The organism is Parapusillimonas sp. JC17, from assembly GCF_052180245.1.
GTDB lineage: Bacteria > Pseudomonadota > Gammaproteobacteria > Burkholderiales > Burkholderiaceae_B > Parapusillimonas.
In genome coordinates this window covers 842,561-858,872 of the sequence record NZ_CP197474.1, presented here as the reverse complement: position 1 = coordinate 858,872, position 16,312 = coordinate 842,561, and the positions used below count along the sequence as shown (strand labels likewise).

Genomic DNA, 16,312 nt, shown 5'->3' with positions numbered 1-16,312 from the left:
AAGGAACACTCATGAACAGATTCAATCAGTGGGTCGCGATCGTCACCGCCGCATCCCACGGGATCGGAACGGACTATGCCCGCACCATGGCAGCCGCCGGCGCTTGTGTAGCGATTACCGACACAGACGAAACCGGCCTTGCTCAGCAGATCGAGGCCGAAGGCGGAAGTGCCATCGCAATAGCGGTGGACACCTCTATTGAATCCGAAGCAACCAAGATGGCCTGGACGGTGATGGAGCATTTCGGACGCATCGACGTTCTGATCAATAATACGGCCGGCGACACAATGAGCGCCGGCCAGTTCGGTGAATCGCCGCTGAACTGGGACCGCCATGTCGCGCAAGACCTGCAACGCATCTTCGCCTGCGCGAAAGCCACCATACCATTCATGCGCCGCAGTCAGTACGGATGCATCGTCAACATCTGCCCGCGCATCACCCCCAACAGTGGCGTCCTGCTTCATCAAGTGGCCCGCAGCAACGCCATTGAAACGCTATCCGGCTCGCTCGCCGATGAGCTAGAACGCGAAGGCATACAGGTTGAAACATTGACAAGCCCCGCCGAGTTACTGAAGCTCGCGGCCGGTTGGAGCCGCCACTTCAGCACTGAGGCTGGCCTATCGCAGTGAGCGCACATGCTCCACACGCTCCATCTGACACTCACATGCCGCTGACGCGGCATCGCGCCTCCTATTGAAGAGATTTACACTGCCATGTCCATTAGCTCAGAACAAGTCTATGACTACATCATCGTCGGCGGGGGCTCAGCGGGCTGCGTGCTCGCGAACAGACTGTCGGCCGACCCTTCCAATAGGGTGCTCTTGGTCGAAGCCGGCGTCGATACGCCCCCTGGCAGGGTCCCAGGAGAGATTCTGGACAGCTATCCCATGCCGCTTTTCCATGGCGACAAATATATTTGGCCCGGACTGAAGGCACGCGCGTCAAGCAGAACCGAACCTCGACCCTACGAGCAGGCAAGAGTGATGGGTGGCGGTTCATCCATCAACGTGCAATCCGCCAATCGCGGCCTGCCACGCGACTACGAAGAATGGGTGGAGATGGGCGCGACGGCTTGGGGCTGGCGCGACGTGCTGCCCTACTTTCGCAAGCTTGAGCACGACTTGGATTACGATGGGGATTCGCACGGTAAGAACGGCCCAATCCCAATCCGCCGCATTTCACCGGACGCATGGCCGGCTTTTCCACATCGCGTGGCTGAGGCATTCCGCGCCCGGGGCCTTCCACTGCGGGGAGACCAGAACGCAGAATTCGAAGACGGCGTGTATCCCGCCGCGTTTTCCAACATCAACGATCAACGGGTATCCACGGCGGTGGGCTACCTGGACGCCCGAACGCGGGCCCGACCCAATCTCGACATCGCGTCGAACAGAAGGGTCACAGGCCTGATCATGGACGGCCGCAGAGTCAACGCTGTTGAGATTACGGACCAGAGTGCGCAGCGAACGACTATCAGGGCGCATCGTGTCGTGCTCTGCGCCGGCGCCCTGCAGTCGCCCGCTCTCTTGATGCGCGCCGGTATCGGCCCCGGCAGCGACCTGAATCAACTTGGGATAGCTGTCCACTCAGATCTGCCCGGCGTGGGCAAGAATCTCCGAGATCATCCCACGCTCACGCTTTGCCAGTATCTGCCAAAAGAACTGCGCCTGCCCAATGCGTACCGACGTTCCAGTCTCGTGAGTATTCGCTATTCTTCAGAAGTGGAAGGCGGCGTGGATTCCGACATGTACGTGGGTGTCTCGGCCAAGGCTGGTTGGCATGCCATCGGCGCACGACTGGCCCTGTATTTCCTATGGTGCAATCGGCCATACTCTGTAGGTGAGCTGGCGCTGCGCTCGCCCTCACCCGACGACTTTCCGCGGGTCGATCTCAATCTATTGTCCGATCACCGGGACAGCGTCCGCATGATGGAAGGCCTGCGCATGCTGGTGAAGACGCTCGCCTGCCCCGCGCTCAATCCGGACTCAAGGGATTTGTTTCCGGCATCCTTCTCGCCGCGAATCAAGGCGCTTAGCCGCGTGTCGGGTCTCAATCAGCTGCTTACTTCAATAATAGGTCGCGGCCTCGACGCTCCGCAGCCTCTCCGGTTCTGGCTGCTGCGAACCTTTCTGCTAAAAGGCATATCATTTCCTGAGCTTTTGCAGAATGAACAGAAGCTGGAAGACTTCGTCCACGACAATGTATTCGGTGTATGGCATCCCTCCGGCACTTGCCGCATCGGATTGGAGACGGACCCTGCGGCGGTCGTCGACAACAAGGGAAAAGTATTCGGAATCGAAAACATCTGGGTGGCGGATGCGTCAGTCATGCCTCGCCTGCCCACTGCGAATACCAATATACCAACGATCATGATTGCGGAGAAAATCAGCGATGGTCTGCTGAACAAAGCCATCGCTGGATAGACTCCGCAGCGTAGCGGGTTTTTGGGGTCAGACCCCATGCGGGGTCTGACCCCCGGCCGGCGGCGTGATGAACCGCTCTAGCTCTCCGCCATTGCGAGCAATGTCCTTCCATTGCTCGGCTTCGAAGTCGAGCACGGCCAAGGAACCGGGAGGATAGCCTTTCGCCTGCACCATAGGCGACGAGGCGAAGTCGGAGCACAGGTAGTGAGCGGTCTCTGCAAGGCCAGGATTATGCCCGACCAGCAAAACGGAGCGCGGCCCCTGTCTGATGCCGCGCACGACCTGCATGATGTCTTCCACATCGGCCTCATACAAGCCCCCTTCTGCGACATGCGCTATGCCATCGCCGAAAGCCATCGACACATATCGCCACGTATCCTGGGTTCTGGTCGCCGTCGACACGACTGCTAGGTCCGGCGCCAGTCCGTGGGCGACCATGTAGCCGGCGATGGACTCGCCTTCGTGGCAACCCTGTGGGGACAGCGGCCGTTCGTGGTCCGGGACACCCTGCGGGCGGCTGGACGTGGCATGACGAAGCAACATGATACGAAGCATATGAGCCCCTTGTTGAGAGCCGGTGGATCCGGCTCCCTTCTCTCAACTCAGGCGAGCCATCAAGCGCTGGCAATGATCGCGCAACTGCGCCGGCAAGCCGTGATGCAGCTTTTTGAACAGTTCCGCGTGAGAAGCAAGCTCTTTCTTCCAGGCGTGCTCGTCAACCGTGGTGATGCGCTCGAAATCGGGCTTGCCGAAATCCAGGCCGCTCCAGGTAATGTCTTCGTAGCGCGGTGTCGTGCCGAACAGCGTATCCTGGCCCTGGCCGACGCCTTCGATGCGTTCCAGCATCCACTTCAGCACCCGCATGTTTTCCCCGAAGCCCGGCCAGATGAAACGGCCGCTCTCGTCCGTCTGGAACCAATTGACGGCAAAGAAACGAGGCATCCGCGCGCCTGCGGCCTGAAGCCTTTCGCCCAGCGCCAGCCAGTGAGCAAAGTAGTCGCTCATGTTATAGCCGCAGAAAGGAAGCATGGCGAAGGGATCGCGCCTCACCACGCCTTGCGCGCCGGCCGCGGCGGCCGTCGTCTGGGAGCCCATCGTGGCCGCCATGTAGACGCCTTCGACCCAGTTGCGCGCTTCGGTGACCAACGGTACGGTGTCGGCACGCCGTCCACCCACGATGAATGCATCGATCACCACGCCGTCGGGGTTGTCCCAGTCCGGATCGATGGCCGGATTCTGCTCGGCCGATACCGTGAATCGCGCGTTGGGGTGGGCCGCCTTGCGGCCGCTATCGGGCGTCCAGTCCTGGCCTTGCCAGTCCAGGCAATGCGCAGGCGCGGGCCCCATCCCTTCCCACCATACATCGCCGTCGTCGGTCAGCGCCACGTTGGTGAACAGCACATTCTGGCGCAGCGAAGCCATGCAGTTGTAATTGGTCTTCTCGTTGGTGCCGGGTGCGACACCGAAGTAGCCCGCCTCGGGATTAATGGCGCGCAGCCGGCCGTCGGCGCCCGGCTTGATCCAGGCGATGTCGTCTCCGATGGTCGTGACCTTCCATCCGGGCAGCGACGACGGTGGAATCATCATTGCGAAATTGGTCTTTCCGCAAGCGGAGGGAAAAGCGGCGGCCACATGCATTTTCTTGCCCTGCGGCGTGGTCACGCCCAGGATGAGCATGTGCTCCGCCAGCCAGCCCTCATCGCGTCCCATGCTGGAAGCGATCCGCAGCGCAAAGCATTTCTTGCCCAGCAACGCGTTGCCCCCATAGCCGGAGCCATAGGACCAGATTTCCCGGGCTTCAGGAAAGTGGACGATGTATTTGGTGTCATTGCACGGCCACGGCACATCGGCCTCGCCGGCCTGCAGCGGCTTGCCCACCGAATGCACGCAAGGCACGAAATCGCCATCCTCGCCCAGCACGTCGTAGACCTTGCGACCCATGCGCGTCATGATGCGCATGTTGACTACCACGTAGGGAGAATCGCTGAGCTCCACGCCGATGTGCGCGATGGGCGAACCCAGCGGCCCCATCGAGAACGGGATGACGTACAGCGTACGCCCGCGCATGCAGCCCTCGAACAGCCCGTTCAAGGTACTGCGCATTTGTGCCGGGGCGGCCCAGTTGTTCGTGGGGCCGGCATCTTCTTCCTTTTCGGAACAGATGAAGGTGCGGTCCTCGACCCGGGCCACATCGCCCGGATCCGACCATGCCAAGTAAGAATTGGGCCGCTTGGCGGGATTCAGCTTGCGCAGCGTCCCTGCCTGCACCATGGCGTCACATAGCCTGTCGTACTCGGCCTGCGAACCATCGCACCACTCGATGCGGTCGGGTTGAGTCAGCGCGGCGATTTCCTGCACCCATTCTTTCAGGCGCGCGTGGCGCACCCATGCGGGAGCTTCTGATTCCAAGGTAAATTTCGGATGGGCTGCGTTCATGGGTCGGAATTCCTCCTGGATTTTACGGATATGAGATCCACCGTAGTGTAGATCGTATCGCCGCAAGCGGCATCCCGTGCCATGAAACCTAGGCCATATGTCGATACATTGGACATATGTATGGCTGCCGGCCGCAACATAGACCATGCGAAAGCCGGGCCTGGCCTGGACGCACCGGCATTACAATTTGTCAAGAAAAGTATGAGGCGGCGCAAAAGTTAAAAAAGGGTCAGACCCCGGATGGGGTCTGACCCTTGAAATACCTGGCGGACAGAGGGGGATTCGAACCCCCGATACGCTATTCACGTATACACGCTTTCCAGGCGTGCGCCTTCAACCACTCGGCCACCTGTCCTATCTGCCTTGCATGGCAATTTACCATTTACGCAAAGCGAAGTCCGCTATTCTATCAGAATTGGAAGACGCTGTGGGTTGAACCCAGGCGGCCAAGGCCGCACACCCATAACGCCGTTTCTGGCACGCTGTTCCCAGCAGCACGCTAGCGCGTCATGAAGTTCAGCGGTGCCATGACCAACTGCGGAAACAGCACGAGCAGCAGCAATACCGCCGACTGGGCCAGCAAATAGGGCATCACGGCGCGAATGACGGGATCCATGCGCACCCGTGCCACGCCGCAGACCACGTTGAGCACGGTGCCGACGGGCGGCGTGATCAGGCCTATGGCGTTGTTCATGATGAACAGCACGCCGAAATAGACCGGATCGATGCCCGCCATGCGTATGGTCGGCATCAGCACCGGTATCAAGATCAGGATGGTCGGCGCGAAGTCCAGCACGGTGCCCACGGTAAATACCAGCAGCATGATGGCCAGCATCAACAGCACGGGATTGTCGATCAGGGGTTCGAGGATGTCGGCGACCACCATGGGAATGTTGGCCGCGGCGATCAACCATGCGGAAACCTGTGCGGCGGCGACCAGGAACATGACGATGGCGGACGTTTTGCCGGCGGCCAGCAACAGGCCGTACAGGTCGCTGATCTTGAGCTCCCTATACACGCAAAAACCAACGAACAATGCATAGAACACCGCCACGACGGCCGCCTCGGTAGGGGTGAAGTAACCCGCCCGCAAGCCGCCGACGATGATCACCGGCATGAGCAACGCCCAGAAACCCGCCATCGTCGCCGACCAGCGCTGGCGGGACGACTTCCTTTCGCCGCGCGGCATGTCATCGCGCTTCGCCTGCAAAGCCCAGGTGACGACCAGTGCGAGAGCCATCATCAGGCCGGGCGCGATCCCGGCAATGAACAGCTTGGTGATCGAGATATTCCCCACCACCCCGACCATCACGAACCCGATGGAGGGAGGAATGATGGGGGCAATGATGCCGCCCGAGGCGATCAGGCCCGAAGCGCGCGGCACGTTATAGCCCGCGTTGCGCATCATGGGGATGAGCAACGCCGCTACCGCCGCGGTATCGGCGATAGCGGAGCCTGAAAGCGAAGCCATGATGACGCAGGCAAAGATCGCCACGTAGCCCAGTCCGCCCCTGAAATGCCCCACCCAGGCGCCGGCGACGTCCACGATCCGCCTGGAAATGCCGCCCGCATTCATGAGTTCGCCCGCGAGGACGAAAAACGGAATGGCGATGAGCGGAAAGCTGTCGGCGCCCGACAACATGTTCTGCGCCATGATCTGCGCGTCGAAAAAATCCATGTACCACATCATGGCCATGCTGCAGACCATCAGAGAGAACGCGATGGGCACGCCAAGCGCCATGGCCGCCAGCAGCGACGATACAAAAATCGCAATGAGCATTTTTAAATTTCGCTAATCGATATAGTTGGAGGGGACCAATTCGGACGCGGACATCCTGCCGCTCACCAATCTTGCAATATTGAGCGCCGTCAGCAGTCCGATCGACACCGCGCAAAGATAGGCGGCCGAATACACGATGCTCATCGATATGCCGGTTACCAATCCGACATTCGCAACGTTCAGTTCATGCTGCATCAGCAGCCCCCACAGCAGGACACCGCAACATGCAAGCACCAGCAGCTGCCCGAGGAGGACGGCAAAGAAAAGCGGCCTGCCCGACAAGCGCGAGACCAGTATGTCCACACCCAGATGTCCTCCTTCCCGCATGGCGACGATGGCGCCCAGGAAAGTCAGCCATATGAACAGGAAGCGCGACAGCTCTTCCGCGATATTGACGCCGGAGTTGAAGAAGTGACGCAGGATCACATTGCCGAATACCATCAGGCACATGGCCGCCAGGCATAGCACGATGACGAGCTCCAGCACCTTGAAATACCAGTTCGTCAGTTTTTTCATTATTGAATGCCCTGGAAACGATTCTGTTGGCGACGACCCGCTCCGCCGGCCGTCATAGAGTGAAGATCTTTCCCGGATTCAGGATGTTCCGGGGGTCGAGCGCCTGCTTGAGCTGCCGCATGACACTCACCGATGCCGCGCCAAGCTCATCGATCAGGAAGTCCTGCTTGTGCAGCCCTATGCCATGCTCGCCAGTGCATGTTCCATCCATGGCCAGCGCCCTGGCCACCAGGCGGGCATTGAGCGCCTCGGCCCGCTGAACCTCTTCATGGGAATGCTCATCGACCAGCATCTGGACATGAAAGTTGCCATCGCCGACATGGCCGACAACCGGAGCCAACATCGCCGACTGCTGCAGGTCGGCGATGGTCTCGTCGACGCAATCGGCCAATCTGGAAATGGGGACACAAACGTCGGTAACGATGGACCGCGCGCCCGGACGCAGCTGTAATGCAGCGAAGTAGACGTTGTGACGAGCCGCCCAAAGCCGGTTGCGCTCTTCGGGGCTGGCCGACCATACGAACCCCGCCGCGCCGAACTCCCCCGCAATGTCTTGCGTCAGGGCTATCTGTTCTTCCAGCCCCGACGCGCTCCCATGGAACTCGAAGAACAAGTGGGGCTGCTCGGGCAAGCCGGTTTTGCTGTACAGGTTGAGCGCCTTGATCGCGACGGGGTCGACGAACTCGCAGCGCGCCACCGGCACACCCAACTGAATGACCTGGACGACGGCCCGGACGGCCGCGGCAATGTCGGGGAACGCGCAAACCGCGGCCATCGTGCTTTCGGGCAGCGGATGCAATCTTACGGTGGCCTCGACAATGACGCCCAGCGTGCCTTCGGCGCCCACGAACAGGCGCGTCAGGTCGTAGCCGGCGGCCGATTTCCTGGCGCGGCGTCCCGTCTTGATGATTTCACCGTTGGCAGCGACCACCGTCAGGTTGACGACGTTCTCGCGCATGGTTCCGTAGCGCACCGCGTTCGTGCCGGACGCCCGGGTGGAACACATGCCGCCGATGCTGGCATCGGCCCCCGGGTCCACGGGGAAGAACAGGCCGGTATCGCGCAGCATGGCGTTCAGGGCCTCGCGCGTGACACCCGGCTGCACGGTCGCCGTCTGGTCATCCGCATTGAGCGCAAGAATGCCGTCCATTTGCATGAGATTCAGCGTGAGGCCGCCATGGACCGCCAAGGTGTGCCCCTCGAGCGACGAGCCCGCGCCATAGGGGATGAGCGGCACACCGAATTGGTTGCAAAGCTTGACGATCTCGACCACCTCGGCTGTATCGCGCGCGAAGGCCACGGCATCGGGCAAGGCCGCTGCGAAAATGGATTCGTCGCGGCCGTGATGTTCCCGCAAGGGAAGGCTGGTGGTGTAGCGTTCCCCCAGCAACCGGCCTAGCCGCGTGTCGAACGGCTCGGGCAGCCCGTTCTGTCGCATCATGACTTCTTGCCCGAGCGCACCGCGGCGATTTCCGCGCGCAGCAGGTTCATGAATTCCGGGCCGATCTTTTCCAGGTGCGGCGCGATTGCCGGTGGAACGAGATCGCGGATCTTCTGCAAGTCACCGTCCGAAAAGCGCGTGACCTGCATGCCCTTGTCCTTCATGTTCTTCAGCGCGACATCGACCTCGCCCGCGGTGAGTTCGCGCTGATAAGCCGTTGCGTTCTTGGCGGCCGCGGTCATCAGTTGCTGTTCTTCGGGTGTGAGGCCATCCCAGAACTTCTTGGACACCGCGAAGATGAGAGGCGAATAGACATGGCCCGATAGCGTCATGTACTTCTGCACTTCATAGAAGCGCTGCGTGTTCATCAATACGATGGGATTTTCCTGGCCATCGAACGCCTTGGTCTCGAGCGCGACGAACAGTTCGGACCACGCCAAAGGAGAAGCATTGGCGCCCAGCGCCTTGAACGCGTCCAGGGTCAGGGGATTGGGCTGCGTGCGCAGCTTCAGCCCTTCGAGGTCCGCCAGCGTATTCACCGGTCGGCGGGAATTCGTGATGTGGCGGAAGCCGTTTTCCCACCAGCCCAGCACATGTATGCCCACCGCGCTGAGCTTGTCGTTCAGATAGTCGCCTACCGGGCCATCGAAGACGGCATGCGCTTCGGCCTCGGACTCAAAGAGGAACGGGACGTCTTGAAAGCCCAGCTCTTTGACCTGCCCCAGCATGGCCAGCGCGCTGCCTGTGTAGAATTCCTGCACACCGCCCTGCAGGGCACCCAGCATTTGCGGATCGGGCCCGAGGGCCTGATTGGCGATCACGGATATTTTCGTTTTCCCGCCCGTCGCCTTCAGCATTTCCGCCGAGAATTTCTTGGCGGCCAGGCCCGCCGGGTGATTGTCGGCCATGCCATGGCCGAAGCGAAGGTTGCGCGCCTTGAAGTCCTGTGCCTGCGCACCGCCCACCATTCCCACGGCCGATATTACGGCCATGGCAAAAATATGCTTGATTTTCATGTTGATGTCTCCTCGATTGTGATTTTCGGGTATTGCCCGCGTTACACCAAATCGGCACGCTGAACACGATTGCTCAGCAAGCCAATGCCTTCTATCTCCACCTCGCAAAGGTCACCGGGCTGCATGTACAGCTTGGGCTCGCGCGCATGGCCGATGCCCGCGGGCGTGCCCGCAACGATGACATCGCCGGCTTCCAGCGTCATGACTTCGCTGATCGTCACAATCAGCGACTCCACATCGAAAACCATGTCTTTCGTGTTGGCCGACTGCACCGTCACGCCGTTCAGGCGGGTTTCCAGCTTCAGGCCGCGCGCGCCGGGGGGCAGTTCATCGGCCGTGACCAGACAAGGGCCGAATGCGCCGGTGCCGTCGAAGTTTTTGCCCATCATCCATTGCGGCGTCTTGAACTGATATTCGCGCACGCTGCCGTCGTTGAAGATCGAATAGCCCAATATGTGATCCAGCGCGTCGGCCCGGGCGATGCCCTTGCCCGGCTTGCCGATGATGACGGCAAGTTCACCCTCGTAATCGAACGTAGGGGAAAGCGCTGGATGGACCAATGGCTGGCCATGCGCGATGACACTAGTATTGAAACGGGAGAACAGCGTGGGATAGGCCGGCTGTTCAAATCCGCTTTCGGCGGAATGATCCGTATAGTTCAAGCCGACACAGATGATCTTGGGCGGTTGCGCTACGGGAGGCAGCGACTGCACCGCATCCAGGTCCAGCGCCGGACGCCGCAGCATGGCCTCGGCCGCGCGCGCCAATGCATCGGAACCGCTACTGATGTGCGCATCCACCGAGCCGGGGTATGAAGCGTCGTCTTCCGTACACCCGTGCCAGAGCCCTGTTGCCGAATCCCTGACGGCCCAGCCTTCACGGCCGCCAGATAAAAAACGGGAAACCTTCATTTAAAACTCCTCTTGAGCAAGTGGAGCCACTATATCACTTAATATCTATTTTTAAATTAAAAATATATTATTATTTGACTAGCATAAACCCGTATAAAATATAGATTCCATGAAGACAAGCCAAAAACTCACTCAAGCGGAAACCGTGCGCCACCTGATACGCGCGGAGATCCTTGACGGCCGCCTCCCGCCCGGCGCGAAACTGAACATCAAGTCGCTGGAAGGCAGGCTGGACGTCAGCCTGGGCGCAATACGCGAAGCCCTGTCGCGCCTCAGCGCGGAAGGCATGGTGACTGCCGAAGCCCATCGCGGATATCGGGTGAGCACGATCAGCGCGGAAGAATTGCTCGATCTGACCAGAACGCGAATTGAAATCGAATCCCTATGCCTCGGCAAAGCGATATCGCACGGGGATGTCGAATGGGAAACCAGAATAGTCGGCGCAGCGCATCGCATGGAGCGCCTGCAGAACTCGCCGTCGGACCCCGAAGCCCGCGTCAGCGACGACTGGAATCAGGCGCACGGGGAGTTCCATGAGGCATTGGTCAGCGCGTGTCCCAGCGCATGGCTGCACCGGATGCGCAAGCTGTTGTACGAGCAGAGCGAGCGCTACCGCAGGCTATCGGTTCCGCTGGATACCGATCAGCGCGATGTCCGTGACGAGCACAGGCGCATCATGGAGGCCGTGCTGCAGCGGGATACGGAAACCGCCCTGCAGGAACTGGAAAGACATCTGCTGGCCACTACCCAGATCATCTTGCGATCGCCCTTGCTGCAGGCGGGATCGCCCGGCATGGCGGACGATCGCGGCGATTTGGACGATCAGGCATAACGTCGGCATCGAAGCCGACGCGACAAGAACGCCTTCCCTCAAGTCCCGGCCAGGATCCAGCGCGCGGCTTTCTCGGCGATCATGAGCGTGGGGCTGTTCGTGTTGCCGCTCGTGATGGTGGGCATGATGCTGGCGTCGACCACGCGCAGGCCTTCCACGCCGTGCACCCTGAGATGAGCATCGACGACCGCCATCGGGTCATCCACCTTGCCCATTCTGGCCGTTCCCACCGGGTGGAAGATGGTGGTGGCAATGTCTCCGGCCAGGCGGGCGAGTTCTTCATCCGACTGGAACTGGACGCCCGGCTTGTATTCTTCCGGCTGATAAGCCGCCAGCGCCGGCTGCGCGACAATACGGCGCGTAATCCGCAATGATTCCGCGGCCACCCTGCGGTCCTGTTCGGTGCTCAGATAATTGGGCGCGATGGCGGGCGCGTCTTCCGGGCGGGCGCTCTTGATGCGTACGCTGCCCCGGCTGGTCGGATTCAAATTGCAGACGCTGGCCGTAAAGGCGTTGAAGCGATGCAAAGGTTCGCCAAAGGCTTCGAGGCTCAGGGGCTGGACGTGGTACTGGATATTGGCATGGGCCTGCGAGGCGTCGCTGCGCGTAAAAGCGCCCAATTGAGACGGCGCCATGCTCATGGGGCCGCTGCGCTTGACGGCATATTGCAGTCCGATCATTGCCTTGCCCCACAGGCTGCCCGCCATCTTGTTCAGTGTGTGAACGCCTTGCACCTTGTACACGCTGCGTATCTGCAAGTGATCCTGCAAATTTGCCCCTACCCCCGGTTTGTCGGCCGCCACCGGTATCCCGTGGCGCTGCAGGAGTTCCCCCGGCCCGATGCCGGACAACTGCAGCAACTGTGGAGAACCGATGCTGCCGGCGCTCAGGATGACTTCTTTTTTAGCCTTCACGGCTATAACGGAGCCATCGCGTCGAACAAGGACGCCCTTGCATTTGAGCCTGCCATCCGGCTGGCGCGCTATCATCAGGCGATCGGTCTGGGATTTGGTCCATAAAGTGAAATTGGGTCGCGACTGGCACGTCGGCCTCAGGAAAGCTTTGGCCGCGTTCCAGCGCCAGCCGTTCTTCTGATTCACCTCGAAATAGCCCACGCCTTCGTTGTCGCCCTGATTGAAGTCGTCGGTGGCGGGGATGCCGGCCTGTTGCGCTGCTTTTGAGAATGCGTCGAGGATATCCCAGCGCAAGCGCTGCTTTTCGACGCGCCACTCACCGCCCGACGCATGGAACTTCGCGAACCCCTCCGGAGCCGTTACCCGCGACACAGCAGCCTTGCCTGCCTGGTCCAGCCTGTAATGGCTCTCGTGCGCCTTGAAATCAGCCAGGCAGCTTTCCCAGGACCAGGCATCGTCACCCACGGACGCCGCCCAATGGTTATAGTCGCGCGATTGACCCCTCATATAGATCATGCCGTTGATGCTGGAGCATCCGCCCAGTGTTTTGCCGCGCGGATAACGCAATACCCTGCCGTTCAACCCTTGGTCGGGTTCGGTGTTGTAGAGCCAATCGGTGCGCGCATTGCCGATGCAATACAAATAACCCACCGGAATGTGGATCCAGTGATAATCGTCCTTGCCTCCGGCCTCGATCAGGAGAACACGCAGGGACGGATCGGCGCTGAGCCGGTTGGCGAGCAGGCACCCTGCGGTTCCCGCCCCTACGATGACATAGTCGAATTCCAGCTCTGGCATGTTTTCCTCCTTTTGCCGGCTACTTTAGCAACGGCGCGGCCAGAATGCCATCGAGTATTTCTTGCATCTGATATAAGGACGACTAATAATTCAGGGATGAATATCCAGTCGCTCGCCGCTTTTGTCGCCGTCGCCCGCGAGGGCAGCCTTACGCGTGCCGCGCAAAAGCTGCACATCACCCAGCCCGCTGTCGGACTGCACATCAAGAATCTGCATGAGCAGACCGGACTGCGCCTGTTGACGCGCACCGCGCATGGCATGCAGCTGACGGCCGATGGATCCGCCCTGCTGCCGCTGGCGGAAAAGGTCCTGCTGTCGGTGTCCGGCTTCAAGACTGCGGCACAGCGTCGCAGCAAGGAGATCCGCGGGAAGCTTCGCATAGGAACCATACTGGATCCGGAGTTCCTGCGCCTGGGCATGCTATTAAAGGAACTATTAGCTTACGCTCGGCACCTGGAGATCGTGCTGGCCCACGGCATGAGCGGGGAAGTGTTGCAGCGGGTCATGCGCTCCGAGCTCGATGCCGGCTTCTATTTGTGCGTACCCGACGATACCTTGGCCGCACCCGACACCGTGCTGTGCAAGATTCTGACCCGGTTTTCATACCGGGTGCTTGCACCGGTGGGCTGGGAATCTCAGGTTCGCGACAAGGATTGGCGCCAGTTGGCCGCCCTGCCCTGGCTCTCGACGCCACCGCAATCCGTCCATCACCGTTTGCTTTCGCTTGTGTTCGGTGAGGGTTCACTGACCGGGTTGGACGCGAACTATGTGGCGCTGGTCGACCAGGAAGCGTCGATGCTGGACCTGGTCAAGTCGGGCGTCGGCCTGAGCCTGGTCCGCGATCATATCGCCCTGCGCGAGGCACAGGCGCATGGATTGGCGATCGCCAATCTGGTCAACCTGGATTGCGCACTGAGCTTCGTCTGTCTGCGCGAACGCATGGACGACCCGCCCGTGGCGGCTGCCCTGATGGCGCTGGACCGGGTATGGCCGAGCGCCTAGCGCTTGTCAAGAAGGCATGCCTGCACCGCGACCCAGGGTAACCAGACGCTCGACATAGCGGGCGATCATGTCCACTTCCAGATTGACGAGCGCCCCCACGGCAAGATGCTTCAGCGTCGTGACCTGCACAGTGTGCGGGATGAGGTTGATGTGGATTTCGCAGCCCGCCACGCTGTCGTCCACACGATTCACGGTCAGACTGACGCCGTTCACCGTGATGGAACCCTTGTATGCCAGGTAGCATGCCAGCGACTGCGGAACCTTGATCCGCAGGTCCCAGGACTCGCCCACCTGCGCGAAATGGCTGACTTCGCCCAGGCCGTCCACATGGCCCGAGACCAGGTGGCCATCCAGCGAATCGCCCATGCGCAAGGCATGCTCCAGGTTCACGTCGCCTTTCTCGTCCAGGCCCGCGGTGCGCTTCAGGCTCTCGCGCGAGACGTCGACACTGAAGGAGTCGGCGGCCAATTCAACGACAGTCATGCAGGCGCCCTGGATAGCGATCGAGTCCCCGAGCTTGGTCGTGTCGCGCAGGAAGCCGGCAACCCGCACGGTGATCCGCACGCCGGCCTCCTCGCCGCCCAGCGCCTTGATGTCGGTGACCCGCCCGATTGCGGCAACAATTCCCGTAAACATAAATCTCCTTCAATTGCCCACTGCCTGCAGCAATGTATTCCAGTGTTGAACGTGGCGCGCCCGCAGACGCAGGTCGGGCGCCACCGGGCGTGTCTCGGTGAACTCGAACGCCTGCGCCAGCGCAAGGTCGTCGAGCCTGGCCATGTCGACCATGCCTATGCCTTCCCCCAGAAGCATGGGCGCCATATAGACCAGAAGCTCGTCCACGCAGCCCGCGCTCAGCAAGGCGCCGCTCAGCCGCGCGCCCGCTTCGACATGGACTTCATTGATGTCATGCTCTCCCAGCCATTGCATCACTGCATGCAGGTCCACGCGGTGCCCCGACGGAGGCAGCTGGATCACACGGACGTTGCGGTCTGCCAGACGGGCCGCTTTTTCGGGGTCGTGACGGCAGGTGAAGACCCAGGTTTCCGCGCCGTCGAAAATCCTGGCGGCTTCATCGACCTCGAAACGCGTGTCGACGATGGCCTTCACCGGCTGCCTCTCGGTTTCCACGTGCCGCACATTCATTTGGGGATTATCGGCCAGCACCGTCCCGGAGCCGGTCAGCACCACGCAGCTGCGTGCCCGCCAGTGATGCCCGTCCGCGCGCGCTGCGGTACCGGTGATCCACTTCGACTGGCCGCTGGGAAGCGCGATACGGCCATCGATGGACGAGGCAAGCTTCAGCCAGGCCCACGGCGTCTTGCGGGTCATGCGCGCGACGAAACCGGGATTGAGCGCAAGCGCCTCTTCCCGGCAAACAGAAGTGGCGACCGCGATGCCCGCCGCCCGGAGACGCGCGATGCCCCGGCCCCCGACCAGGGGATTGGGATCGCGCATGGCTATGACCACGCGCACCGGCGACGCGGCGATCAGCGCGTCGACGCAAGGAGGCGTGCGCCCAAAATGGCTGCAAGGTTCCAGGGTGACGTAGATCGTGCAGTTGCGCAGATCGACGCCGCGCTCGGCGGCCTGGCGCAAGGCCATGACTTCGGCGTGCGGTCCGCCGGCCCGCTGCGTCGCGCCCGAGGCCAGCAGCTGGCCATCACGGACGATCAGGCATGCGACCCGCGGGTTGGGCGCAGTCAGATACATGACGCTTTCCGCCAGTTGGATCGCCTGGCGCATCCACCGCTCGTCGCTGGAATCCGTGGAAATATTCACGTTCTGGGAGCAATCTGAATTTCGTCGATTGCCTTGACGAATTCGTCGATGTTCTCGAAGCTCTTGTAGACGGAGGCAAAGCGCACGTAGGCCACTTGATCCAGCTTGCGGAGCTCGTTCATGACGAGCTCGCCGACATATCCGGAATCCACCTCGCGCTTGCCGCTGACCAGCAGGCTTTCCTCGATGCGAGCGACCGCCGCATCGACTTCTTCGGTGCTGACCGGCCGCTTGCGCAATGCCAGCTTCAGGCTGGCGCGCAGTTTGGATGGATCGAATTCCACGCGTGTGCCGTTGCGCTTCACGACCGCCGGCATGACCAGTTCCGCCCTTTCATAGGTGGTGAACCTGCGCTCACAGGTCGCACAGCGCCGGCGACGCCTGATGGTGTCTCCTTCTTCGGAAACCCGGGAATCGATGACTTGCGTATCGGGATGGTTGCAGAACGGGCATTTCATGGTTGG

At 61.1% G+C, this 16,312-nt stretch carries 15 protein-coding genes and 1 tRNA gene; 4 read left to right on the top strand and 12 right to left on the bottom strand.

Annotation, left to right across the window (positions count from 1 at the left end; genetic code table 11):
- Nucleotides 1-11: 11 nt before the first annotated feature.
- Together ACSBPU_RS04105 and ACSBPU_RS04100 are read left to right on the top strand one after the other, a co-directional pair.
- Nucleotides 12-629 carry an SDR family NAD(P)-dependent oxidoreductase gene (locus tag ACSBPU_RS04105; protein ID WP_442595831.1) on the top strand — a complete coding sequence of 206 codons (618 nt, stop codon included), beginning with the start codon at nt 12-14 and terminating at the stop codon, nt 627-629.
- Nucleotides 630-713: 84 nt separating this feature from the next.
- The gene (locus ACSBPU_RS04100; protein ID WP_442595829.1) at nt 714-2,420 is read left to right on the top strand and encodes a GMC family oxidoreductase; all 1,707 of its coding nucleotides are present in this window, start codon (nt 714-716) and stop codon (nt 2,418-2,420) included.
- A 27-nt stretch (nt 2,421-2,447) separates the two neighbouring features.
- On the opposite strand, the gene ACSBPU_RS04095 is transcribed toward ACSBPU_RS04100, so the two are convergent.
- The 8 genes from ACSBPU_RS04095 to ACSBPU_RS04060 all read right to left on the bottom strand — a co-directional run bounded on the left by ACSBPU_RS04095 (nt 2,448) and on the right by ACSBPU_RS04060 (nt 10,520).
- Entirely contained in the window at nt 2,448-2,975 is a 528-nt protein-coding gene (locus ACSBPU_RS04095; protein ID WP_442595827.1) for a SixA phosphatase family protein, read from the bottom strand.
- Between the two features lie 42 nt (nt 2,976-3,017).
- Complete coding sequence (locus ACSBPU_RS04090) at nt 3,018-4,856, bottom strand: phosphoenolpyruvate carboxykinase (GTP) (RefSeq protein WP_442595825.1); 1,839 nt, start codon at nt 4,854-4,856, stop codon at nt 3,018-3,020.
- A 264-nt stretch (nt 4,857-5,120) separates the two neighbouring features.
- A tRNA-Ser gene (locus ACSBPU_RS04085) sits at nt 5,121-5,211 on the bottom strand.
- Between the two features lie 144 nt (nt 5,212-5,355).
- Entirely contained in the window at nt 5,356-6,636 is a 1,281-nt protein-coding gene (locus tag ACSBPU_RS04080) for a TRAP transporter large permease subunit (RefSeq protein ID WP_442595823.1), read from the bottom strand.
- Between the two features lie 12 nt (nt 6,637-6,648).
- Entirely contained in the window at nt 6,649-7,152 is a 504-nt protein-coding gene (locus ACSBPU_RS04075) for a TRAP transporter small permease (RefSeq protein ID WP_442595821.1), read from the bottom strand.
- A 52-nt stretch (nt 7,153-7,204) separates the two neighbouring features.
- The gene (locus ACSBPU_RS04070; protein WP_442595819.1) at nt 7,205-8,593 is read right to left on the bottom strand and encodes an FAD-binding oxidoreductase; all 1,389 of its coding nucleotides are present in this window, start codon (nt 8,591-8,593) and stop codon (nt 7,205-7,207) included.
- Nucleotides 8,590-9,609 carry a DctP family TRAP transporter solute-binding subunit gene (locus ACSBPU_RS04065; RefSeq protein WP_180065731.1) on the bottom strand — a complete coding sequence of 340 codons (1,020 nt, stop codon included), beginning with the start codon at nt 9,607-9,609 and terminating at the stop codon, nt 8,590-8,592. The genes ACSBPU_RS04070 and ACSBPU_RS04065 overlap by 4 nt, the downstream gene beginning before the upstream one ends.
- Before the next feature lie 41 nt (nt 9,610-9,650).
- The gene (locus ACSBPU_RS04060; protein ID WP_442595816.1) at nt 9,651-10,520 is read right to left on the bottom strand and encodes a fumarylacetoacetate hydrolase family protein; all 870 of its coding nucleotides are present in this window, start codon (nt 10,518-10,520) and stop codon (nt 9,651-9,653) included.
- A 109-nt stretch (nt 10,521-10,629) separates the two neighbouring features.
- On the opposite strand from ACSBPU_RS04060, the gene ACSBPU_RS04055 reads away from it, so the two are divergent.
- A complete protein-coding gene (locus ACSBPU_RS04055; protein ID WP_180065735.1) occupies nt 10,630-11,352 on the top strand; it encodes an FCD domain-containing protein in 723 nt (240 codons plus the stop codon).
- A 38-nt stretch (nt 11,353-11,390) separates the two neighbouring features.
- Here ACSBPU_RS04055 and ACSBPU_RS04050 read toward each other — a convergent pair whose 3' ends face one another.
- Entirely contained in the window at nt 11,391-13,064 is a 1,674-nt protein-coding gene (locus ACSBPU_RS04050; protein WP_442595814.1) for a GMC family oxidoreductase, read from the bottom strand.
- Between the two features lie 96 nt (nt 13,065-13,160).
- Here ACSBPU_RS04050 and ACSBPU_RS04045 point away from each other — a divergent pair, with 96 nt between their 5' ends.
- The gene (locus tag ACSBPU_RS04045; protein ID WP_442595812.1) at nt 13,161-14,066 is read left to right on the top strand and encodes a LysR family transcriptional regulator; all 906 of its coding nucleotides are present in this window, start codon (nt 13,161-13,163) and stop codon (nt 14,064-14,066) included.
- 6 nt (nt 14,067-14,072) lie between these two features.
- On the opposite strand, the gene ACSBPU_RS04040 is transcribed toward ACSBPU_RS04045, so the two are convergent.
- From ACSBPU_RS04040 to nrdR, 3 genes are read right to left on the bottom strand one after another with little or no spacing between them, the layout of a single operon-like run.
- Entirely contained in the window at nt 14,073-14,702 is a 630-nt protein-coding gene (locus ACSBPU_RS04040; RefSeq protein ID WP_442595810.1) for a riboflavin synthase, read from the bottom strand.
- Between the two features lie 9 nt (nt 14,703-14,711).
- Complete coding sequence (gene ribD / locus ACSBPU_RS04035; RefSeq protein WP_442595808.1) at nt 14,712-15,848, bottom strand: bifunctional diaminohydroxyphosphoribosylaminopyrimidine deaminase/5-amino-6-(5-phosphoribosylamino)uracil reductase RibD; 1,137 nt, start codon at nt 15,846-15,848, stop codon at nt 14,712-14,714.
- Entirely contained in the window at nt 15,845-16,306 is a 462-nt protein-coding gene (nrdR, locus tag ACSBPU_RS04030; RefSeq protein ID WP_180065744.1) for a transcriptional regulator NrdR, read from the bottom strand. Before nrdR ends, ribD begins: the two co-directional genes overlap by 4 nt.
- Nucleotides 16,307-16,312 lie beyond the last annotated feature (6 nt).

Bases quoted from the DNA above. Each gene is read 5' to 3' on its own strand.
- ACSBPU_RS04105 (WP_442595831.1), top strand. From the start codon at position 12: ATGAACAGATTCAATCAGTGGGTCGCGATCGTCACCGCCGCATCCCAC.
- ACSBPU_RS04055 (WP_180065735.1), top strand. From the start codon at position 10,630: ATGAAGACAAGCCAAAAACTCACTCAAGCGGAAACCGTGCGCCACCTG.
- ACSBPU_RS04040 (WP_442595810.1), bottom strand. From the start codon at position 14,702: ATGTTTACGGGAATTGTTGCCGCAATCGGGCGGGTCACCGACATCAAG.
- ACSBPU_RS04070 (WP_442595819.1), bottom strand. From the start codon at position 8,593: ATGATGCGACAGAACGGGCTGCCCGAGCCGTTCGACACGCGGCTAGGC.
- ACSBPU_RS04090 (WP_442595825.1), bottom strand. From the start codon at position 4,856: ATGAACGCAGCCCATCCGAAATTTACCTTGGAATCAGAAGCTCCCGCA.
- ACSBPU_RS04065 (WP_180065731.1), bottom strand. From the start codon at position 9,609: ATGAAAATCAAGCATATTTTTGCCATGGCCGTAATATCGGCCGTGGGA.
- ACSBPU_RS04060 (WP_442595816.1), bottom strand. From the start codon at position 10,520: ATGAAGGTTTCCCGTTTTTTATCTGGCGGCCGTGAAGGCTGGGCCGTC.
- ACSBPU_RS04100 (WP_442595829.1), top strand. From the start codon at position 714: ATGTCCATTAGCTCAGAACAAGTCTATGACTACATCATCGTCGGCGGG.
- nrdR (WP_180065744.1), bottom strand. From the start codon at position 16,306: ATGAAATGCCCGTTCTGCAACCATCCCGATACGCAAGTCATCGATTCC.
- ACSBPU_RS04045 (WP_442595812.1), top strand. From the start codon at position 13,161: ATGAATATCCAGTCGCTCGCCGCTTTTGTCGCCGTCGCCCGCGAGGGC.
- ACSBPU_RS04075 (WP_442595821.1), bottom strand. From the start codon at position 7,152: ATGAAAAAACTGACGAACTGGTATTTCAAGGTGCTGGAGCTCGTCATC.
- ACSBPU_RS04080 (WP_442595823.1), bottom strand. From the start codon at position 6,636: ATGCTCATTGCGATTTTTGTATCGTCGCTGCTGGCGGCCATGGCGCTT.
- ACSBPU_RS04050 (WP_442595814.1), bottom strand. From the start codon at position 13,064: ATGCCAGAGCTGGAATTCGACTATGTCATCGTAGGGGCGGGAACCGCA.
- ACSBPU_RS04095 (WP_442595827.1), bottom strand. From the start codon at position 2,975: ATGCTTCGTATCATGTTGCTTCGTCATGCCACGTCCAGCCGCCCGCAG.